The sequence below is a fragment of the Dyadobacter tibetensis Y620-1 genome, assembly GCF_000566685.1.
Taxonomy (GTDB): Bacteria; Bacteroidota; Bacteroidia; order Cytophagales; family Spirosomataceae; genus Dyadobacter; species Dyadobacter tibetensis.
This window is the reverse complement of record NZ_AZQN01000003.1, coordinates 724,805-745,061: the sequence shown is the minus strand read 5'-3', so window position 1 is coordinate 745,061 and position 20,257 is coordinate 724,805. Positions and strand designations below refer to the sequence as shown.

Sequence of the window (20,257 nt, the reverse complement as noted above, 5' to 3'; positions counted from 1 at the left end):
TTGAAGGCTAGGGTATTATCCCTTAACTTTGTACGGAATAATCCTATTCAATTTCATTTTCAACGAGAAGCACTCAGGAATGCAAATAACACTCATGAAGTCTAAGATACACCGGGTGAAGGTGACTCAGGCTGAACTTAATTATGTAGGAAGCATCACCATTGATGAAGATCTGATGGACGCTGCAGGCCTGCTCGAGAATGAGCAAGTACATATCGTCAATAATAATAACGGCGAGCGCTTTGTCACCTACGTCATCAAAGGGGAACGTAAATCGGGGATGATTTGTCTGAACGGGGCGGCAGCACGCAGGGTACAGATCGGAGATATTGTGATCATTATCGCTTATGGCAGCATGAGCGAAGAAGAGGCCAAGACTTTCAAGCCTAAGGTTGTATTTCCAGACCATAATAATCAATTGGTTTAGCCCGCCACACCTACCTCCACTCCTGACTATATGAAAAGCATACTCCGTTACATTATTTCTCTTGGACTGGCCGGTGGGCTGATCTGGTATGTTTTCAAGGACATTGATCTGGCTCAGATGCTCGATCGTTTCGTAGAAGCCGACTGGAAATGGATTGTGCTATCCTGCATCTTTCTGCTGGGGGCTCACGTCACCAGAGCCTGGCGCTGGAATATGCTTATGGAACCTTTAGGTTTTCGCCCCAGCCTTACCAATAGCAGCGTATCGGTGCTGACCGGCTATTTCGCTAACTATATAGTTCCAAGAATGGGGGAAGTAACCCGCTGCGGTACGCTCAACAGGCTGGAAGACGTCCCCGTTAATCAGAGCTTTGGCACGGTTGTCGCAGAACGGATATTCGACGTTATAATCCTATTGATTCTGATTGGCTTAAATTTCATCCTGGAATTTGACCGATTAAGTACATTTTTCACGGACCTTATTCAGAGTAAAGCGGGAGGCCAGGCGGGCCCTAATCCGGCCTGGTGGCTGGCCATCCCGGCCCTGGCCCTAATGGCCGGCGCCTGGGTGCTGCTCAGGAACAAATCATTCCAACAAAAACTGTTGGCTAACAAGCTGATCGCAAAGATTGTAGAATTCGCCCAAGGCATGTTAGAAGGGCTACTTACTATAAAAAAACTACGTAACCCCGGCCTGTTTATCTTTAGTACCGTGCTGATCTGGGTACTATATTATCTGGTATCCTACGTACTTTTCTTCTGTATTCCCGAAACTTCAGACCTGGGTCCCCTGGCCGGTCTTACCCTGCTGGTGGTAGGAGCCATAGGAATGACGGCCCCTACTCAAGGAGGAATTGGAGCCTACCACCTTCTGGTAGGGAATGTCATGGTGCTGTATGGGCTTACGAAGGCCGATGGCATCACCCTGGCTACATTTATACACGGAGCCCAAATGCTTTTTATGCTGATCGTCGGTGCCCTGGCATTCTTATTTGTACTGATCAAGCAACCTAAAAAGGACAAAGAGGAAAACTCCATCCCGTTGGCACAATCTTAGAAGCAGTTCTGTATTAAGCTTTATGGCATACAAAATCCGGTTCTGCTAGCCTGCAGGAGTCTTCTTGTCGTATTACAGGCAGCTATTACCAATCTATCCCCTTACATTATTTCTTAATTAGAGCTCATGGATCCCAACTATTCTACAGAAAGCAAAATTCAAAATCTGGAAGCCGCTATGGAGACTATAGCAGGCTGGCAACAGGCCGGACAAAAGGTGGTATTCACCAATGGATGCTTCGATATCGTTCATTTAGGACATATAGATTATCTGGAAAAGGCACATGCCCTTGGCGATCGCCTGGTGCTAGGCCTGAATACCGATGCCTCCGTAAGCCGCCTTAAAGGCCCCCTGCGTCCGGTGGTCAATGAGTATGCCAGGGCTAGATTGATGGCGGCTTTGACATTTGTAGATGCTGTCATTTTGTTCGATGAACCCACTCCCAGTCAGCTTATCGAAGCTGTAAAACCTGACATTTTGGTAAAAGGTGACGATTATACAGTCGAAACAATCGCTGGATCAGATTTTGTATTGGCACGTGGTGGAGAGGTAAAAACCATTGCTTTAGTACAAGGTTATTCCACTTCGGCATTGATCGAAAAGATAAAACAAGGCTATTGACAAAGTTGACAGCGTATTAAAAATATGCCATCCCTTTATATATCTTAGCGATCTATAGCGTTTCAATTATAACTAGAACCCAAAAAAGATACGATTATGGCAGGTGCATATTTTATTGGTATTATCGTCATGGCCATCAGCATGTATGTGCAGTGGCGATTAAAGAAAAAGTTTGAGGAGTACTCTCAGGTAGGTCTAAGTAACGGTATGAGTGGCAAGGAAATTGCCGAAGCCATGCTCAGGGCCAGCAATATCTTCGATGTTCGGGTGCTATCCGTAGAGGGCCGGCTTACCGATCATTATAATCCACAGGACAAAACGGTCAATCTAAGTCCGGACGTTTATCATGGACGTAGTGTAGCCGCAGCGGCTGTAGCCTCCCACGAGTGTGGACATGCCGTACAGCATGCCACGGCTTACGCCTGGCTGGGCATGCGTTCTAAAATGGTCCCTTTCCTGACCATTTCCTCGAAATATATGCAATGGATCATCCTTCTGGGGATTATCATGATCAATACATCGGTGATTCCTCTGACCATTGGTGTGGCATTATTTGCGGTAACTACCCTGTTTAGCTTCGTTACCCTACCGGTAGAATACGACGCGAGCAACAGGGCGCTGGCCTGGATCAAGTCCAACGGCATCGTTAATGAAAGAGAATATGTGATGTCAGCAGATGCGCTGAAGTGGGCAGCCCGCACCTACCTTGTGGCAGCATTGGGTTCACTGGCTACCTTGCTTTATTATGTCAGCTTGCTGATGGGTCGTCGCGACTAGGCAACATAAATAACTATAAACGAAACAAGACCGGTCGAAGCGACCGGTCTTGTTTCGTTTATAGACCTAGACTCATTTTAGAAATGATTTTGGCCCTATATGATTTATCGTATATTATCTCCTAAAATGGCAGCACCTCATGCCAGGATTATGGCTATAATTCGGCCAGAGAAATTTTCAGAAATTGTTGAGCCAGAGCATCCAACTTAGCAGTATTTCCGGTGAAGTGATAGGTGCGGTGGATATGAGAAAGACTCTCCTTGTGCTTTAGAAACTGCACTGAAGAGCTGGATTCCAGTTCATAAAACGGCCCCATCTGGCTACCATCTTCGAAGGGCCCATCGTTATAGGCATTCAGGACATCGCCCTGGTACGGATCCTGATGATGTTCCCAGGTCGACTTAAGATAGTGGCCCTCTGGATTCAGATCGCACTGAACCAAGGTGAGCCTACCCGCTGCGGTATCGTAGCTCCCCAGAAAGGGGGTAGCATTGCCAGGTCTAAGGCCGATTTTACTTCGGCATTTCCCATCGGCGGACAGAAGAATGGTTTGCCCCTCTACCTCCAGTCGTTCGGCAGGAATCGGTCCGAAATAGTCAGTCGTGAGCCCCTGCCCCGGCTCTCCTTCGAATGGAACGAGTATTGTGGCATCTGCAGACGACTGAAACATTCCTAGTATCCAGATCCCCAAAGCTCCAGTATTCCTGTTCCAATCCTCACCCAGATTGGTAAGGCTGTTGACCGATTCATAGCCCACCATTTCCAGGTCCGACAAAGTCCCTATCTGGAGATATCGGGCGGCCTCTTCCCTACTCAGCACCCTTACCTCCCTACCAATACGCAGGTCGAAGCGGGTGCCGGAGTGGTTTACCAGGCTGGTATCTTTACTAAAAACGGCCCAGTGTGGCCCCTGATTGACCGTAACAAAAGGCTCTGTATCGATAACGGACGGAGTCTGCCAATGGTCAAAGGTAAAGGGGGCTCCGGGGGCGAAATAGATGGAATACTGCCCACCTTCAGGAGAAAGCCATAGTCGGTCCTCTCCTCCATAGGCATGCATATGCGGAAGCTTCTCGCCCGACTCTATGAGGTCGTAATTGACCCACCCATAACTAGCTCCCTGGGAACCTCCAGCGGTGCTCGTCATCACCCGCCCCTGAAAGGCAGGCAGAACGGCAACCTGAGCCCCGGGATTATCGGTCGCTTGTAGCAGTAATACTTCCTGATATTTTCGTAAAAACTGGATATCACTTTCAAATGTATGTACGGACGGTGTCATGTTATGGTCAGATTATTGATAGTCTTAGGTTGCATTATTACTTGTTTTCATCTTTGTATACGCCATTTCAATCTAGGAAGGCCTCTGAGCCAAATATTTTAAGCTCCCAGAGTTTCTCCGGTAGTTAATTCAAAATTGGAAGGTCTTATACACAGAGATATGTAAACCAGTATTGGTGGGTAATAGCTTGCCCCGGTCAAGAGCCAGGGCCGCTTTGGCATAGATCATCTGGCGGGGACTAATGAGGGCATCTCCCGAAACTACCCAGGAAGTCTGTCCTATCACCTTATCGAAAGGATAGTCGAAAGTACCCTTATTGCGAGTATGTGACACCTTGGTCTGCAGCATAAGCCGGGACGATATCTGCGCTTCAGCGGCCACATAAAATACCTGCACCCGATTATTGGGGAAATAAAAGGGACGGCCCTGCACCAGTTCCTCGCGAAGCTGATGGCCGGGCAATATAAAGGGTGTACCGATTCCCCTTCCCCGGTACGACCATCCCTCCTGATACTGGGAATGGTTAAAATAATTGTCATTTCCCTGAAAAATGGAATTCGGCTTCAGAAAGCTACTACCGCTTTGAGAATTAGTGGTCAAATATTCGACTACCATATTTTTTAATCGGCTAGCAGTACGCGGCTTCCAGCTAAGACCATAAAGGCCATCGGGCAGGTTTTGCAAGGCCGCCCCTGAGACATCTTCGAAAGGATGTTGGTGGTATAGCAACCATTTGCCCTTAGGAAGGCTCCAGGACAAAGCCAATTGATAGGTTCCTACATGATTGCCAATGCGATAATCCTGATCGAAAGGTGCCAAATCGGCTGACTGTCTGGGGCGAGTGCCCAATAAAATATTATTCCAGTACTTCAAAGAGGAGGGAAGCTTTCCATCCTTGGCCAAATCGGGGCGGGATAACAGGTATTCTGCTTGCCCTCCCCATATAGCTTCGTGATGTGCTCCCATATAAAGTTGTATAGCCTTATCATCTCTCCCTAATCGTAGAAAGAGATATTTCTGATGATAATAAGATTTTTTGATGTAGGTGCCGTTATTCACCCCCATACCAATACCTCCGTTTAGCGCCAGCATATCATTCCAGAAAGGCAAAACACTAAAACCCTTAGTCGATACCAGCAGCCGGGGCATGGGGAGGGCGTTAGGCCCGTGAATAATAGACCCGGACGAAAGTGTGCTGTCTTGCAAGCCAATAGGGTTTTTACTCCTTCCGACACTCAATATCGCTTTACGATAGCGCAGGCTAAACTCTGCTTCGGGCAACACTCCCTGAGGTTTTCCACTACCTATATTAAGTATGGGCTCCAAAGCAAAGGTATAGCCCCAGTTTTTCTTAGTGGCCGTTTGACTGGTGTCGTCGGGGGCAAAAGGCATAAAAACACGAAACCGATATACGTTCGCCACACTACCCGATGGAGTGGTTCCATATTGATTTGCCATTAGCCAGAAAGGAGCCTGTACTCCGGTACTGGCAAAACCACCAACGGAAACAGTAGTATGTAAGGCCGACTTAGTGGACTGCGCCCTTGCCGGGTCGATACAGCCGCCGATACAGCCTAAGAGCCAAACGCCCAGGATAATATAAATACACTTCATTGGTACCGACATATGGGCAGGGCCCGGAACTACCACCCCAGATGGTGGATTTTTATTCAAATATGTCGCTTTTTAGTGGCTTCCACAAACAGGTAGGCGGCCACAATAATAACTTAATCTGCCAACCTGCCTCCCCATTTTAGGAGCCAGTCCGGTTACAGCCAGAATTGGTCTGGTTATAGACCCTATTGGTGCAGGTAATTGCCATATCCCACCACTAATACAGACAGGATAATCACTAAAATGCCCGTTAAAATGGTCAGTAAAGTTTTTCTTTTTACTCCCTTCCACTCGTTGAGAATGAGTCCCCAGGTATTGGCCACCAAGATAATAAAAGCCATATGCAGAATCCAGGAGCTGGGACCATTACCCAGCTTGCTTTCGCCCATACCGTAAAAAAAGAACTGCAAAAACCAGGTAGTACCGGCCAGGGCCGAAAACAAATAATTAGCGCCCAAAGGAGTTGTCGAATTGGTATAGTCTCCAAAACTGTTATTTCTATAGTTCAGATACATGCACCAGAGGAAGTTGGTTGCGAGCCCTCCCAGCATGATTACAATATAAGTAACGTTATTCTGGTAGAGAAATTCACCCGACTCCATCGGGTTCATCGACTTCCAGAGGCTGTTGGCCTCTTCCGCCATAGATTTTCCCGAGTCGATCCCGAAAGCGAAACAAGCACTTAATATACCAGAAATTATAGAAACGAAAAGTCCCAGTCCCAGCTTAAATTCACCATCGTCGGCCACTGCTCCGGCTCCTTTCAGATCCTTATCTTTCATAGATCCTGCCCAGCCACAGATGACTATTCCGATCACACAAATTAGCAAACCCAGTAATACCATCTGCCCCCAGGTATTGGTAAACAAGTCTACAATGGTATCCTTTCCGGGGCTTGGCACATAGTAATAATATATGGAAGGGATGAGGGCTCCAAAGACGGAACAAAGCCCAAGGATGATACTGCTGCCCAGGGATACCCCCAAATACCGTACGCCCAGCCCATAGGTAAGTCCACCGATACCCCATAATACCCCAAAGATGAAGGTAACCCATAGTACCGTATCGCTGGCACCACGGAGTATCTCCATAAAGTCGGGTATGGTAAGGTAGGCTGCCAACGGCGGCACCACCAGCCAGGAGAACAAGCCTCCGACGATCCAATAACTTTCCCAGGACCAGCCTTTTACTTTTTTGTAAGGGATATAAAAACTCCCGGAGGCGAAGCCGCCGAGGAAATGAAAGAGTACACCTAAAATGGCCTGCATAAAATAAAATATATTGGATGAAAGGACGCGGAAGATTGATTCTATCCACTAATTACCCGGAAAGATGCAATAGTAAGAATTAACGTCCATCCTGTACCGTGCTGGTCAGCAAACCTTTCTATTTTATAAACCGTCCAATATTTTCCTTTGTAACCAACTGAAAAGGAATCAAAGTCTGTTGCTCCACTGGCTCTCCTTTGGCCAGTTTCAGGGCCGTCAGGACGGCCTGGCTTCCCTGCTGCTGGGCATTTTGAAAGACGGTTGCATCTAAGCTTCCTTTTTTAACGGCATTTAAGGCATCCGGAATGGCATCGATACTCACCACAATAATTTTATCCTTTTTGCCAGCGGCCTCCAGGGCTTTAACGGCACCCATACCCATTTCATCGTTATGGGCAAAAATTGCCTGGGCTTTCTCGCCATAGGTCTGCAACCAGTTCTCGGTAAGCGACATGGCCTTGGCCCGGTCCCATTCTCCGCTTTGCTCTGCTAGAAGCTTTAATTTAGGATTGGCTCCCATTAGTTCCTTGGCACCCTGGTCGCGTTTTATCTGAGCGGCCTGCCCCATATAGCCGTGCATGATCAGGATATTACCTTCGCCGTTTAGTCTGTCCTTAATGTAAGAGAGCGCAATACGGCCTGATTCTATATCATCGGAACCCACGAAAGCGTCTGGTGCAGCGCTGGTCTCAGAGTTTACATTGATGATGGGAATATTGGCCTTCTGGGCCAGCAAAATGGCTGGAGCGCTGGCTTCCACCTCACAGGGGTTCATAATAATGGCGTCTACGCCTTGAGCAATAAAGCTTTCAACCTGCTCCACCTGCTTAAGGGCCGAACGCTCGGCGTCTACCAGGATCAGTTTGACACCTAATGAATCGGCGGTGCGTTCCATTTCGTCGGCGACATTGACGACAAACTCATTTTGCATGCTCAACATGCTCGCTCCGATGATCATCTGATCTCCTTCCGATTCATTGCTCCCCTGATCGCCACAGGCGACCAATCCTGTGAGGGCTATCCCCCCCAGAATAAGTTTGAATATTTTCATATTTTTCTCTATCTATGTCCTTTAACTGGCTAACATAAGTCAGTAAAGGATTAATTCTATTCGCTCTGAAAGAGAAAAAATCACCGAAAACGCTAAGTTTATCAGACTCCCTGCGCCTTCGCACGATCCCAGTAAATATCCATTTCACTCAAACTTAAGTCGTGAAGATCCTTTCCTTCAGACTTGCAGGCCTCCTCCATAAATTGAAAACGACGGATAAACTTCTTATTCGTACGCTCCAGCGCCGTTTCAGGGTTGATATCTACGAAGCGTGCATAATTCACCAGAGAAAAGAGCAGGTCGCCAAATTCAGCCTCAGCCTCTGTTTGGTTAATAGTCATGCCCGAGGCGATATTAAAATGCTCTTTAAACTCCTGCAATTCTTCTTCTACTTTTTCCCAAACCTGGTGCTTTTCGTCCCAGTCGAAGCCTGCCCCCCTGGCTTTCTCCTGAACGCGCATGGCTTTTACCAAAGCCGGAAGGGAGCTCGGTACTCCAGACAGAACCGACTTATTTCCTTCCTTAAGTTTAAGCCGTTCCCAGTTTTGCTTCACAGCCTGTTCGTCCTCGGCTACCACATCCCCATAAATATGCGGATGACGGGAAATCAATTTTTCGCTGATTCCATGAAGTACGTCTGCAATATCGAAGGTATAATCTTTATCTGCCTGGGGCTCCGATCCTATTTTGGCATAAAAAACAATATGTAACAGGATATCCCCCAACTCCTTTCGGATCTCGGGTAAATCGTGCTCCAAAATAGCGTCAGAAAGTTCATAAGTCTCCTCGATGGTCAGATGGCGGAGACTCTCCATCGTTTGTTTCTTATCCCATGGACATTTCTCACGCAGGTCGTCCATAATGGTTAACAGCCGGTCAAAGGCCATCAGCTGTCCTTGCCGGGATTCCGACAAATCATCAAATTTCTTTTCCATAAAGACAAAGTTAGCTTTTCTTGTCGGCTCCGTTCACGGGAAGGGCGGGTATTTTCAACGAAGTCTGGATCATATTGCTGGAACATTTAGCTATTATTTTCCCCTGCTCATCAACCAGTTCAGCCTCTACATGGATAATATTCCTCCCTGCCCGCACTACGAAAGCATGGGCGATTAGGGTATCACCCAATTTGGCAGCATGTAAAAAATCGCAGTTCAGATTGACGGAAGTATACGCATGTTCACGCCCCAGGGCATAAACCATAGTCCCGATTACATCGTCGAGGATGGTAGCCGCTATCCCTCCATGGAGTACCATCATCGGGTTAATCATATCGGGACCTATAACAAAGGACATTTTCATGGCCCCGGGCTCTATTGCCAGTAGCGTGCCGTTCAGCCATCTGCCCACAGGAGAAATGCTCTGGCTCATGCTTTGGCCTATAAAGGACTGAAAAAAACGCAGCCGGGAGTCGTCAGTTTGGACTTCTGAGTTAGCTTGTTGCATGGGTAGTTAATTATATTTAGTTACAAGATAAACTACTTTGTCTCAAATAGTAATTATCTGAGATAAATACATGGTATTGTGTCAAATTTAAGGATTTTATTGGTACGTATTAAAGGTTATCATTACCTTTGCCGGAGTTTTGAAGCGCCAAATTAGCATAGTAATATATGAATTTTACCTTATCCCAAGTACCGGAACGTAGCGTACAACCACGAGAGAGTGGAATCACCATGGTAATGGACAAGGGACTCAGTGTTCGCCAGGTGGAGGACATGATCTCTTCTGCAGCACCCTATATCGATATTGTGAAACTAGGATGGGCTACTTCTTTTGTAAGCCCCAATCTTGAAGAAAAACTAGCCGTATACAAAAGTGCCAATATTCCCGTTTACTTTGGAGGGACGCTCTTCGAGGCATTTGTAGTGAGAAATCAATTTGACGATTACCGTAAACTTCTCGATAAATATGATCTAGCCTATGCGGAAGTATCGGACGGATCCATAGAACTCCCCATGGAAAAAAAGTGTGAATTTATTCATACACTTTCCAAGCAGGTAACTGTTTTGTCGGAGGTAGGTAGTAAGGATGAAAATAAAATTATCCCACCCTATAAATGGATCGAGCTGATCAAGTCGGAACTGGAAGCGGGCGCATGGAAGGTTATCGGGGAAGCCCGTGAATCGGGAAATGTTGGTCTGTTCCGCGCCAGTGGAGAGGTTCGTCAGGGGCTCGTGGAGGAGATCCTTACCCAGATACCTTTCGATCGGATGCTATGGGAAGCACCTCAGAAGTCGCAGCAGGTATGGTTTGTAAAACTATTAGGCGCCAATGTAAACCTGGGCAACATTGCTCCTAATGAGCTTATTCCCCTTGAAACCATTCGCCTGGGCCTACGTGGCGATACATTCAACCATTTCCTGAATGCAAAGACCAAGCAAAAGTGGAAAATCGATAAATAGATATTAAATCTTGCTTTCCAACCATCACACACCGTATTATTCGAACCAATCATAAATTAGCTATGGATTTTATCACCCAGTTTATTGACATTTTCCTTCATCTGGACAAGCATTTGTTTCAGATTGTAGAGGACTATGGTACGCTTACCTATGTCATTTTGTTCCTCATTGTATTTACAGAAACCGGATTTGTGTTAATGCCACTGCTGCCTGGCGACTCATTACTATTCGCCACCGGAGCTATTGCCGCCTCTACAGGTTCATTGAATGTCTGGCTAGTCATTATCATTCTGATTGTAGCGGCCCTGCTGGGCGACAACCTCAACTACTTTGTGGGAAGCAAGTTTGGTGCCGAAATAAAAAAACGAGAACGTATCTTATTTTTGAAACGGGAATATTTGGAGCGTACCGAAGCGTTTTATGAAAAACATGGTGGCAGTACGGTAATTATGGCCCGTTTCATCCCTATTGTGCGTACGGTAGCGCCCTTTGTAGCGGGAGCAGGAAGCATGAAGTACTCTAAATATATCCTTTTCTGTATCCTTGGAGCAATATTATGGGTTCCTTCCCTTACTTTGCTGGGTTACTTCTTCGGAAATATGGAGTTTGTTAAGAAGAATTTTGAAATAGTGATTTTCGGTATTATCGGGTTCTCTATCCTTCCCATGATTTACCAATATCTTAAGAGCAAGTTTTCAAAACCTGAAACGACAACTGTCTGATTATAATAAACAGACAAAAAAAATCGGGGTTCGAATAGATCGAACCCCGATTTTTTTATGATGTATAAGCTACTATTTCGAAGAATAGTTAGGGGCTTCTTTTTGGATCATAATATCGTGAGGATGGCTTTCACGAACTCCAGCCGACGTGATTTTTACGAATTGGGCTTTCTGTAGTTCTTCAATATTCTGAGAACCACAATATCCCATTCCTGCCTTAAGGCCTCCTACCATCTGGTAAATTATCTCGGACACTTTACCCTTAAAAGGCACGCGACCTACGATACCTTCCGGAACGAGTTTCTTTACATCGTCCTCAGCATCCTGGAAGTAACGGTCTTTGGAACCGTCCTCCATGGCTTCTACGGACCCCATACCCCGATAGGCTTTGAACTTACGTCCTTCATAGATAACGATCTCCCCGGGGGCTTCATCGCTACCCGCCAGCATCGAGCCGATCATGATCGTATGTGCACCTCCGGCAATGGCTTTGGTCATATCACCTGAGAAACGCACGCCTCCGTCGGCAATAACAGGAACTCCGCTACCTTCCAGGGCCTGAGCGGCCAGCATTACTGCCGACAACTGAGGCATCCCTATACCAGCGATGATACGGGTGGTACAAATACTACCAGGCCCCACACCTACTTTTACGGCATCGGCTCCAGCCTCGGCAAGTGCCAGGGCAGCTTCGCCAGTTGCCACGTTTCCGGCAATAACGTCCAATTTAGGGAAACGCTCTTTGATACTTTTAAGGGCATCGATAACCCCCTTGGAATGGCCATGAGCCGTATCCAGGCTGATCACGTCCACACCCGCTTTCACCAGGGCTTCAACCCGCTTAAGCAAATCAGGGGTGACACCCACAGCGGCACCTACCCGTAGGCGGCCATATTCGTCTTTACAAGCGTTGGGATGCGATTTTCTTTTGAGAATATCCTTGTAAGTTATCAGCCCTGTCAACCGGTATTCGGCGTCCACGATCGGAAGTTTTTCGATTTTGTACTCCTGAAGGATAGACTCGGCATCGTCCAGAGAAAGTCCTTCAGAGGCTGTAATCAGCTTTTCCTTAGTCATAATCTTGGTCACCGACTTGGCCTTATCCTTTTCGAAACGAAGGTCACGGTTGGTAAGTATCCCTACTAGCTTATGGGTCTCGTCGATAACAGGGATGCCACCGATTCTAAATTCACGCATGATCTGCTGGGCGTCGCCCAGAGTAGCGTCTTCGGAAAGGGTTATAGGATCGAGAATCATGCCACTTTCAGACCGCTTCACCTTACGTACCTGGTCAGCTTGTGCTTCTAGGGACATGTTTTTGTGAATAATACCAATTCCACCTTCCTGGGCCATGGCAATTGCCAGATCCGATTCCGTTACCGTATCCATAGCAGCGGAAATAAGCGGAATATTTAATTCAATGTTTTTGGTAAGCTTTGTTTTGGTTGAAGTGTCTCTTGGCAAAACCTCGGAATAACCCGGAATAAGAAGAACGTCGTCGTAAGTAAGAGCCTCGAAGAGGACTTTGGATTGGTCTGTGCTCATAGCAAATAATCTATTGTTATTTGCGGGGCAAAATTAAAAAGAAGTTTGCAGGAAATAAAACCATTTGGACTTTTCCGCTAAATTTATTTTTCTGCAAACCTCCTGAAAGAACCTGCCCCCGGCTGATTTAGGACTACCTCAACAAATTATGTGACCAGAACCCGTACCTTTTTAATTCTACGCTTATCGGCAGATTGTACTTTAAAGGTGATATTGCGATGCGTAGCAATTTCTCCTGTAAGAGGTAAACGTGAAAATAACTCCAGCAGAAGACCGGCCAGGGACTCATTATTACCACGTACATCGTCGAAATAATCGGTTTCCAAATTCAGGATCCGACATAAGTCACTAATGAGAACCTTACCTTCGAAAACATAGGTATTATTGTCTACCTGGGTATAATTCACAGAATCATCCTCGTCGTACTCATCGTTGATGTCACCAAAGATCTCTTCGATAATATCCTCAAGGGTAATGACTCCCCCAGTGCCTCCATATTCGTCGACTACGATGGCCATATGAACCCGCCGATTTTGAAACTCTTTCATCAGGTCGTCAAGGCGCTTGCTTTCGGGAATAAAATAAACCGGTCTTAATAATTTCTGCCATTGAAAATGTTCATCATTATTAATATGAGGCAATAAATCCTTCACATTCAAAATACCTTCTACATGATCCAGGTCGTCGCGATAGACCGGAACCCGGGAATAGCCTGATTTATTGATGCGATCCATTAGTTCGTGGAAATTAAGGTCGATATCGAAGGCGGTTATATTCACCCTTGCCTGCATGGCTTTGCGGGCTATGGTCTGCCTGAAATTGGCCAGCCCTCGAAGCAACTCAGACTCTTCCTCACTTTCGGACTTGCCTTCCAGCCGATCCAGATTCAACTCCGACCCCTTACGTTCTAATATGCCTAAGGAATAGCTCAGCGATAATACGGCACCTGTAAAGGGCTTTAGGAGCATAAACAAAAACTTGGATATGCCTGAAAGTTGAGATATTATATTGGTGGCATTGCGAGCTACCAGATAACGGGAGACCGTGTCCAGCCATAACCAAAGAATAAGACAGCCCACAGCGCCCCAGACCACCCGCGGATCAGACCCCTCAGTAAAGCTTCGCCAGATAAAGATCGAGGCCAACAGAAGACCGAGTATCGTAAATCCGCGTTGTAATATCGACAAAGTGAGCTGCTGAACTTCATCGGGCAGCAAATTAGATTCTTCATCCTTTTTGTCCCATGGATTCTCCATGGCTCCAGCAGTAGCATAGGCCGCACGAAGTCCTGAGAAAAATAAGGAAAATAATAGGAGTAGCAGGATTATCCCCACCTCATATATCGCCACAAAATCAATAGCGGGGGCATATCCTAGAGTCCATAAAAGCGTACTTGCGGCGGGCGTACGCCTTCGGGAAAGGGGGTCTTCTGTATCTGGATCTTCGTTCACTAATATAGATCAATTCGTTTATAATAAGACTTTCGAACCTGGCTATTATCCAGCCTCTCTAGTCTAACTTAAAGTACGATAAAAAGTTTCACTATTCCATACTTGTTATCACCAATTTAAATTAATTCCTTAAAATTTCCTTAATGTTAGTCCATCCGTTTGGCGATCACCGAATAAAAAAGCCTGACTATCCCCCTAGGCATAGACAGGCTTTTAATTCCATGAAGGTATTTGGTTTAAAATTTAGAATGGCAAATCATCGTCATCATTTCCAGATGCCATCGTGGGGGGAACGGCATCCTGCTGCCGCGGCGACTGGGCTGCTCTAGGGGCAGAAGCTCCACTTCCCGCTTCCCCACCTCCACCGGGGGCACTACCCAAAAGGGTCATACTGTTGGCCCGAATGGTGGTACCATAGCGCTGCTGCCCCTCTTTATCGGTCCAGTTATCGGTACGAATTCGCCCTTCTATATATACCTGATTACCTTTTTTAAGATATTTCTCCGCTACCTTTGCCAAACCCTCCCAAAGCTCGATACGGTGCCATTCTGTATTTTCCACCCTTTCTCCGCTTTTATTGGTATAACTTTCTGTGGTGGCAATATTGAATTTTGCCACGGCAGATCCACTTTCCAGATACCGGACCTCCGGGTCAGCGCCCAGATTACCGATTAATATGACTTTATTAACACTTCCGGCCATGATGTTTGTCGATTTTGATTAATTAATGATTTATATCCGATATAATTATTTCCGGGCCAGAACCCTGCTTCGAAGGATTAGCCGGCCCCAGACTGACTCCTGGCAAAAATATCATGCGAAGCCCAGCTCTTTTTAACCGCTATCTATACAAATTTAAACTTTGTTTGTACGGATTCCAATATGAGAGGAAAAATTGAAACGGGATCCTCCTATTCTTCATCCTGCTCCAGAAAACCTTCCTGCCTTAATACCTGATCGATCAAAATGGGCTTGGGAAGGCTCCCGACGCGATCCAAGTCGAAAACACCGTAAGCTTCAGGTAAGGCAGGAAGAGCTTGCTGACCAAAATCGACCTTCCAAAAACGGACATGAAGTTTCTGATGCGTCAACAGATGAACGAAGGCCTTGTCGACCGGCTCAACCACTCCTCCCCGAAGCAGATGATTCAAGCCATAGGACTCTGCAAAATCTTCTAACTGCCCATGAGGCTCCTGGGTTTCGATTTCATAGAAATCATACAGTCCGTTCCAGATACCCTTCCCTACCCGCTCCTTCAGGGCGATCCGCTGGCCATTATACAGGATAAAGTAATTCAGATAACGCGACCGGGCCTTGATTTTTTTGGCCTTGACCGGAAGCCGGTCCTGAGCCTGATGTGCATAGGCGAAGCAACGTGCCTTAAACACACAAACCTCACAGTTGGGAGCCACGGGCACGCATTGCAGTGCGCCAAATTCGATCATGGCCTGATTATAGGTGGCCGGATCGTCCTGAGAAATCAGCGTTTGCCCCAGGGAAAAGAATTCCTTTTTAGCGGCGGGGCTTAGAATATCGGTCTCTATTCCGAATATCCGGGCCATTACCCTATAAACATTTCCATCGATAGCCGGGACAGGCTCATCGAATGCGAAGGAGGCAATAGCGGCGGCAGTATAAGCTCCCAGTCCTTTGAGCTTCACCAATTCCCTGGCTGTCCGGGGGAATTCACCTCCATATTCCTCAACCACCATGCGCGCGGAGGCATGCAAGTTCCGGGCCCGGGAGTAATAGCCCAAGCCCTGCCAAAGCCGAAGTACTTCCTGAAGCGGAGCAGCCGCCAAATCGTAAACCGTGGGATAGTTGCTGGTGAATTTCACATAGTATGGAGTGCCCTGCACAACCCGTGTCTGTTGGAGGATTACTTCAGATAACCATATTTTATATGGATCCCTGGTACTTCGCCATAACAAGTCACGGGCATTTTGGATATACCATTTACTTAATATTTTGTTAAAACACAGTACCTCAACCTTATCCATGTCATCCTCAGTCATTTCGATATACGCTGTTTTATAACCAATTAGAAAAAAAATGAAAACGCCAACCTTTTAAATTACGGTAAAATTAGCGTACCTTTGTGTTCCCAAAAAAATGGAGGAACAAAAAAATACAAGAAATAATATCCACTTAAAGTAAACTATCAAAGTGACCAAGGCAGACGTAATCGCACAAATTTCTGAGAAAACAGGCGTAGAGAAGGGCGATGTTCAACAAACGCTAGAATCGTTTTTCACCGTTGTAAAGGATTCGCTTTCTGAAGGTGAAAATCTTTATGTAAGAGGGTTTGGAAGTTTCATCAATAAGAAACGTGCTCGCAAAGTTGCGCGTAACATTTCGAAGGGTACTTCTATGATCATCGATGAACACTTTGTACCAAGTTTCAAACCTGCAAAAGTTTTTGTAGAGCAAGTAAAAGAAAGCGCAAAAATGAAGGAAGTAGTAGAGAAGTAATTCCTATTATTGACTTTTAATTTAAAATCATGAACAAATCCATTCTCATATCCTGTGTTTTAGCTGTAGGCCTAGCGGGTACGCTGTATAGTTTACCTAAAGTGGTTGTCAACAACAAGGCAGGCGAGATGGAGACCCAGGAGTCCACTGCTGCGGAAGAGCCTGCCTCCTCCGCAGCAGCAGCTCCCAACAGCCATGATGGAGCCAAGTTATCCGCTGAGCAGCAAGCAATTGTAGACCAGTTACGAAACAGTTTCCAAAAGGCTGTGGATCAAGAGAAAGCCTTGGCGGGCATCAAACTTTCTGACCAGTTCAGGGGTTTACAAAAATTTGATAGTGCGGCGTATTATGCTGAACAAGCCAGCTTAATTGCCCCGGGAGTAGAGAACCATATGCGTACGGGAGACCGTTATTACGACGCTTATGGTTTTGCCGTAGACGAACAGAAAGCAAAAAACCTGGGTCAAAAGACGCGGGAATATTATAAGAAAGCCTTAGATTTGAATCCTGGTTTGCTAACGGCCAAGGCCAATATGGCCATGACTTACGTAAATACGCCTAACCCTATGCAGGGTATCATGATGTTACGTGAGGTATTGGACAACGATCCTACTAACGAGCTGGCCCTATTTAATCTGGGCATCTTGTCGATGCGTTCGAACCAATATGCTAAAGCTACGGATCGTTTTCGTCAGATTCTAACGAATAATCCTTCAAATACCAAAGCAAAGTTCTATCTTGGGCTGTCTTTGGTGGAGTTGGGTAAAAATGACGAAGCACGAAAAGTACTTTCAGAAGTAAAAAAAGAGGAGAAGGACCCTATTATTCAGCAAGCAATTGCAGAACTGGAGGGGAGACTTAACCAATAAGTGAAGTAAAAAACAATTAATTTATTATAACCAATAATAATATGCCTTGCGGAAAGAAAAGGAAGAGACATAAGATCTCCACTCACAAGAGAAAAAAACGTCTAAGAAAAAACAGACATAAGAAGAAATAATATATCTATGGTCGGACCTGAGCTATGCCATTTCCGACCATAGATTTTATTTTACACCATTCAGTTTATATCCCGGCTTAGTTGTCGCGCGGGATACTAAGTTTAACTTTACACGGCCATTAGGTTGGTTTTACATTGAGTAACGAATTACTTATCAATTCTACTCAAAAGGGAGAACGTATTGCCCTTTTGCAGGATAAACGTCTATTAGAATATCACGTCGAAGTACCAGATCAGAACTTTACTGTAGGGGATATCTACCTTGGTACTGTGCGTAAACTGGTATCGGGCCTCAATGCGGCCTTTGTTGACGTAGGTTTCGAAAAGGATGCTTTTCTGCATTACCTGGATCTGGGCCCCAACATCAACTCGCTTAACAAGCTTACCAAGGATACCATCGCCAAACGGGTAAATTCAGGGAAACTGAATAACTTCAAGATGGAGCCGGAAATAGAAAAACTTGGCAAAATCGACAAGGTACTCTCTCGCAACCAACCTATTCTGGTACAAATTGTAAAGGAGCCTATTTCTACTAAAGGCCCTCGCCTATCCTGCGATATTTCTATTGCCGGGCGTTACATCGTCCTGGTTCCTTTTTCCAACTCTGTCAATCTTTCCAAAAAGATTACCGATAAACAGGAAAGGCAACGTCTTCAAAAACTGCTTTCTTCTATCAAACCTGCCAATTTTGGGGTGATCATCCGTACCGTTGCTCAGGGCACCGACGTAGACGATCTTAACAAGGATTTGCAGGACTGTCTGGAAAAATGGGAAAATGGGATCAAGAACCTAAGAGAGGCCAAACCCCGCGATCGGATAATCGGAGAAATGAACAGAGCTTCTTCCATTATTAGAGATATGCTCAATGAGTCTTTTGATAGCATCACCGTCGACTCTAAAGATGTGTATGACGATATAAAGGCTTATATTCATAATATCGCTCCCGATAAGGAAAATATTCTAAAGCTTCATAACGGCAAAAATAAAATTTTCGAGCAATTTGGTCTCGAAAAGCAGATCAAATCTCTATTTGGACGGTCGGTAAGCCTACCGAATGGTGGTTACCTGATTATTGAACATACCGAAGCCCTGCATGTTATCGATGTAAATAGTGGCAATAAGTCCAATTCGGAGGAAGATCAGGAAGCCACGGCTTTAAGTGTTAATATCGAAGCGGCGAAAGAAGTAGCCCGTCAGCTTAGGCTGAGAGACATGGGTGGCATTATCGTGATCGATTTTATTGACATGAAGAAGGCCGAGAACAAACGCATTCTTTTCGATACCATGCGTACCGAGATGAAGGGTGAGCGCTCTAAATTCACTGTCCTTCCCCTGTCTAAATTCGGTTTAATGCAGATCACCCGTCAGCGGGTAAGACCGGAAATGAACATTGTAACCCGGGAGGTTTGCCCTACCTGTGGTGGCAGTGGAAACATACAGGCCAGCATCCTGGTATCCGACATTATTGCCAATAATGTAGACTATATGCTTTCCAAGCAAAACGAAAAAAAGATTACTATTTCATTACATCCGTTCCTGTACGCTTACTTTACAAAGGGGCTAATTTCGGAACAGGTGAAATGGTTCTTTAAATACAAGACTTGGGTGACCCTAATGAAGGATTCCTCCTTCGGAGTAGTCGACTTCAAGTTCCACAATCAGTATGGTGAAGAAATAGAAATCATACCGGGGAGCTAGCTAGTTTCCCCATTCATTCCCCTTTCCATTCGGGCCGCCGTTTTTCTCTGAAGGCCCTTACACCCTCCTTTGCATCGGCAGATAACAGTAAGGTATTCAACCTTTGTTGCAGCATACCTTGCCTCTCGGCCGATGGCATCTCATGCAGATCAGCATAAGCACGCATTCCTTCCTGAATAGCTAGGGGAGCCTGCGAGGTTATGAGCTTCGCTAATTCCTCTGCTGTGTCCTGTATTTCTGTATGGGTTACCACCTGGGTAATAAGGCCCATTTCCAAGGCTTCAGCAGCGCTATATGCCCGCCCCGTAATGGCCATTTCCATTATTTTCCGCCCGGATATCAAACCATCTAAGGAAGCCATTACCTGCATGGGCCAGATTCCACGCTTTACTTCTGGAAGACTATACTGAGCCTCAGGCACACTGATAACGAATGTACAGCCACAGATCATTAGGAATCCCCCTGCCAATACAGCCCCTTCCACCTGAGCTATCGACGGCTTTAGCAACCCTGCAAAGGCATCGCCCAATCGCACCGTTTCGGAGGGTCTAGGCAAGGTAGGATTCACTAAATCGGAAGCCGGATCATGAAAGGCATTCAGATCGGCTCCTGCGCAAAAAACGGGACCTCGAGCCGATAGCAACAGACAGCGGACTTCCTTAGAATAATGGGCATAAGCCAGCGCATAGGCAATTTCCTCAGCCATAGTGAGAGTAAAAGCATTTCGTTTCTCGGGCCTGTTAAGCACTATACGAAACACATGTCCGTCCAGATGAGTTTGTATAAACCTGAAAGTAACGGCGTCGAAACTGGCAGTATCTTCTTCGCTATAGAATCGCATAAGACAGATTGTTTTATAAGATGAACGTGGCAC

Annotated in this window: 20 protein-coding genes; 9 read left to right on the top strand and 11 right to left on the bottom strand. The window is 46.0% G+C overall.

The annotated features are described in order from the left end of the window. Nucleotides 1-79: 79 nt before the first annotated feature. From panD to X939_RS0110180, 4 genes are all read left to right on the top strand, one after another. The gene (panD, locus tag X939_RS0110195; protein ID WP_025763164.1) at nt 80-427 is read left to right on the top strand and encodes an aspartate 1-decarboxylase; all 348 of its coding nucleotides are present in this window, start codon (nt 80-82) and stop codon (nt 425-427) included. 30 nt (nt 428-457) lie between these two features. Continuing rightward, nucleotides 458-1,483, top strand: coding sequence for a lysylphosphatidylglycerol synthase transmembrane domain-containing protein (locus tag X939_RS0110190; protein WP_025763163.1), 1,026 nt, complete (start codon nt 458-460; stop codon nt 1,481-1,483). A 126-nt stretch (nt 1,484-1,609) separates the two neighbouring features. Further along, nucleotides 1,610-2,104 carry a D-glycero-beta-D-manno-heptose 1-phosphate adenylyltransferase gene (rfaE2, locus tag X939_RS0110185; protein ID WP_025763162.1) on the top strand — a complete coding sequence of 165 codons (495 nt, stop codon included), beginning with the start codon at nt 1,610-1,612 and terminating at the stop codon, nt 2,102-2,104. A 96-nt stretch (nt 2,105-2,200) separates the two neighbouring features. After that, nucleotides 2,201-2,881, top strand: a complete 681-nt coding sequence (locus X939_RS0110180) for a zinc metallopeptidase (RefSeq protein ID WP_025763161.1) — start codon at nt 2,201-2,203, stop codon at nt 2,879-2,881. Between the two features lie 154 nt (nt 2,882-3,035). Here the strand turns inward: X939_RS0110180 and X939_RS0110175 are convergent, their stop codons facing one another. The 6 genes from X939_RS0110175 to X939_RS0110150 all read right to left on the bottom strand — a co-directional run bounded on the left by X939_RS0110175 (nt 3,036) and on the right by X939_RS0110150 (nt 9,536). Continuing rightward, complete coding sequence (locus tag X939_RS0110175; protein WP_025763160.1) at nt 3,036-4,160, bottom strand: DUF6786 family protein; 1,125 nt, start codon at nt 4,158-4,160, stop codon at nt 3,036-3,038. 129 nt (nt 4,161-4,289) lie between these two features. Next, nucleotides 4,290-5,834 carry a capsule assembly Wzi family protein gene (locus X939_RS0110170; protein ID WP_044198906.1) on the bottom strand — a complete coding sequence of 515 codons (1,545 nt, stop codon included), beginning with the start codon at nt 5,832-5,834 and terminating at the stop codon, nt 4,290-4,292. 125 nt (nt 5,835-5,959) lie between these two features. Further along, complete coding sequence (gene rhaT, locus X939_RS0110165; protein ID WP_025763157.1) at nt 5,960-7,042, bottom strand: L-rhamnose/proton symporter RhaT; 1,083 nt, start codon at nt 7,040-7,042, stop codon at nt 5,960-5,962. A 118-nt stretch (nt 7,043-7,160) separates the two neighbouring features. Continuing rightward, the gene (locus X939_RS0110160) at nt 7,161-8,093 is read right to left on the bottom strand and encodes a sugar ABC transporter substrate-binding protein (RefSeq protein WP_025763156.1); all 933 of its coding nucleotides are present in this window, start codon (nt 8,091-8,093) and stop codon (nt 7,161-7,163) included. Nucleotides 8,094-8,194: 101 nt separating this feature from the next. Beyond that, nucleotides 8,195-9,028 (bottom strand): nucleoside triphosphate pyrophosphohydrolase, encoded by an 834-nt coding sequence (gene mazG / locus X939_RS0110155; protein WP_025763155.1) that lies wholly within the window; start codon nt 9,026-9,028, stop codon nt 8,195-8,197. A gap of 10 nt (nt 9,029-9,038) precedes the next feature. Continuing rightward, the gene (locus tag X939_RS0110150; protein ID WP_025763154.1) at nt 9,039-9,536 is read right to left on the bottom strand and encodes a PaaI family thioesterase; all 498 of its coding nucleotides are present in this window, start codon (nt 9,534-9,536) and stop codon (nt 9,039-9,041) included. A 167-nt stretch (nt 9,537-9,703) separates the two neighbouring features. On the opposite strand from X939_RS0110150, the gene X939_RS0110145 reads away from it, so the two are divergent. Continuing rightward, a complete protein-coding gene (locus X939_RS0110145; RefSeq protein ID WP_025763153.1) occupies nt 9,704-10,495 on the top strand; it encodes a phosphosulfolactate synthase in 792 nt (263 codons plus the stop codon). 62 nt (nt 10,496-10,557) lie between these two features. After that, entirely contained in the window at nt 10,558-11,217 is a 660-nt protein-coding gene (locus X939_RS0110140) for a VTT domain-containing protein (protein ID WP_025763152.1), read from the top strand. A 72-nt stretch (nt 11,218-11,289) separates the two neighbouring features. Here X939_RS0110140 and guaB read toward each other — a convergent pair whose 3' ends face one another. The 4 genes from guaB to mutY all read right to left on the bottom strand — a co-directional run bounded on the left by guaB (nt 11,290) and on the right by mutY (nt 16,228). Further along, the gene (gene guaB / locus X939_RS0110135; RefSeq protein WP_025763151.1) at nt 11,290-12,762 is read right to left on the bottom strand and encodes an IMP dehydrogenase; all 1,473 of its coding nucleotides are present in this window, start codon (nt 12,760-12,762) and stop codon (nt 11,290-11,292) included. 146 nt (nt 12,763-12,908) lie between these two features. Then, the gene (locus tag X939_RS0110130) at nt 12,909-14,213 is read right to left on the bottom strand and encodes a transporter associated domain-containing protein (RefSeq protein WP_025763150.1); all 1,305 of its coding nucleotides are present in this window, start codon (nt 14,211-14,213) and stop codon (nt 12,909-12,911) included. Nucleotides 14,214-14,456: 243 nt separating this feature from the next. Next, complete coding sequence (locus X939_RS0110125; RefSeq protein WP_025763149.1) at nt 14,457-14,915, bottom strand: single-stranded DNA-binding protein; 459 nt, start codon at nt 14,913-14,915, stop codon at nt 14,457-14,459. Nucleotides 14,916-15,124: 209 nt separating this feature from the next. Further along, nucleotides 15,125-16,228, bottom strand: a complete 1,104-nt coding sequence (gene mutY, locus X939_RS0110120) for an A/G-specific adenine glycosylase (protein ID WP_044198903.1) — start codon at nt 16,226-16,228, stop codon at nt 15,125-15,127. 151 nt (nt 16,229-16,379) lie between these two features. Between mutY and X939_RS0110115 the strand changes: the two genes are divergently transcribed. The 3 genes from X939_RS0110115 to X939_RS0110105 all read left to right on the top strand — a co-directional run bounded on the left by X939_RS0110115 (nt 16,380) and on the right by X939_RS0110105 (nt 19,383). After that, nucleotides 16,380-16,685, top strand: a complete 306-nt coding sequence (locus X939_RS0110115) for an HU family DNA-binding protein (protein WP_025763147.1) — start codon at nt 16,380-16,382, stop codon at nt 16,683-16,685. 29 nt (nt 16,686-16,714) lie between these two features. Continuing rightward, on the top strand, nt 16,715-17,554 hold the full coding sequence (locus tag X939_RS0110110) for a tetratricopeptide repeat protein (protein WP_025763146.1): 840 nt from the start codon (nt 16,715-16,717) through the stop codon (nt 17,552-17,554). Nucleotides 17,555-17,820: 266 nt separating this feature from the next. Next, entirely contained in the window at nt 17,821-19,383 is a 1,563-nt protein-coding gene (locus tag X939_RS0110105) for an Rne/Rng family ribonuclease (RefSeq protein ID WP_025763145.1), read from the top strand. Between the two features lie 13 nt (nt 19,384-19,396). Here the strand turns inward: X939_RS0110105 and X939_RS0110100 are convergent, their stop codons facing one another. Continuing rightward, the gene (locus X939_RS0110100) at nt 19,397-20,224 is read right to left on the bottom strand and encodes an enoyl-CoA hydratase/isomerase family protein (RefSeq protein ID WP_025763144.1); all 828 of its coding nucleotides are present in this window, start codon (nt 20,222-20,224) and stop codon (nt 19,397-19,399) included. Nucleotides 20,225-20,257 lie beyond the last annotated feature (33 nt).

Bases quoted from the DNA above. Each gene is read 5' to 3' on its own strand.
- panD (WP_025763164.1), top strand. From the start codon at position 80: ATGCAAATAACACTCATGAAGTCTAAGATACACCGGGTGAAGGTGACT.
- X939_RS0110190 (WP_025763163.1), top strand. From the start codon at position 458: ATGAAAAGCATACTCCGTTACATTATTTCTCTTGGACTGGCCGGTGGG.
- rfaE2 (WP_025763162.1), top strand. From the start codon at position 1,610: ATGGATCCCAACTATTCTACAGAAAGCAAAATTCAAAATCTGGAAGCC.
- X939_RS0110180 (WP_025763161.1), top strand. From the start codon at position 2,201: ATGGCAGGTGCATATTTTATTGGTATTATCGTCATGGCCATCAGCATG.
- X939_RS0110175 (WP_025763160.1), bottom strand. From the start codon at position 4,160: ATGACACCGTCCGTACATACATTTGAAAGTGATATCCAGTTTTTACGA.
- rhaT (WP_025763157.1), bottom strand. From the start codon at position 7,042: ATGCAGGCCATTTTAGGTGTACTCTTTCATTTCCTCGGCGGCTTCGCC.
- X939_RS0110160 (WP_025763156.1), bottom strand. From the start codon at position 8,093: ATGAAAATATTCAAACTTATTCTGGGGGGGATAGCCCTCACAGGATTG.
- mazG (WP_025763155.1), bottom strand. From the start codon at position 9,028: ATGGAAAAGAAATTTGATGATTTGTCGGAATCCCGGCAAGGACAGCTG.
- X939_RS0110150 (WP_025763154.1), bottom strand. From the start codon at position 9,536: ATGCAACAAGCTAACTCAGAAGTCCAAACTGACGACTCCCGGCTGCGT.
- X939_RS0110145 (WP_025763153.1), top strand. From the start codon at position 9,704: ATGAATTTTACCTTATCCCAAGTACCGGAACGTAGCGTACAACCACGA.
- X939_RS0110140 (WP_025763152.1), top strand. From the start codon at position 10,558: ATGGATTTTATCACCCAGTTTATTGACATTTTCCTTCATCTGGACAAG.
- guaB (WP_025763151.1), bottom strand. From the start codon at position 12,762: ATGAGCACAGACCAATCCAAAGTCCTCTTCGAGGCTCTTACTTACGAC.
- X939_RS0110125 (WP_025763149.1), bottom strand. From the start codon at position 14,915: ATGGCCGGAAGTGTTAATAAAGTCATATTAATCGGTAATCTGGGCGCT.
- mutY (WP_044198903.1), bottom strand. From the start codon at position 16,228: ATGACTGAGGATGACATGGATAAGGTTGAGGTACTGTGTTTTAACAAA.
- X939_RS0110110 (WP_025763146.1), top strand. From the start codon at position 16,715: ATGAACAAATCCATTCTCATATCCTGTGTTTTAGCTGTAGGCCTAGCG.
- X939_RS0110100 (WP_025763144.1), bottom strand. From the start codon at position 20,224: ATGCGATTCTATAGCGAAGAAGATACTGCCAGTTTCGACGCCGTTACT.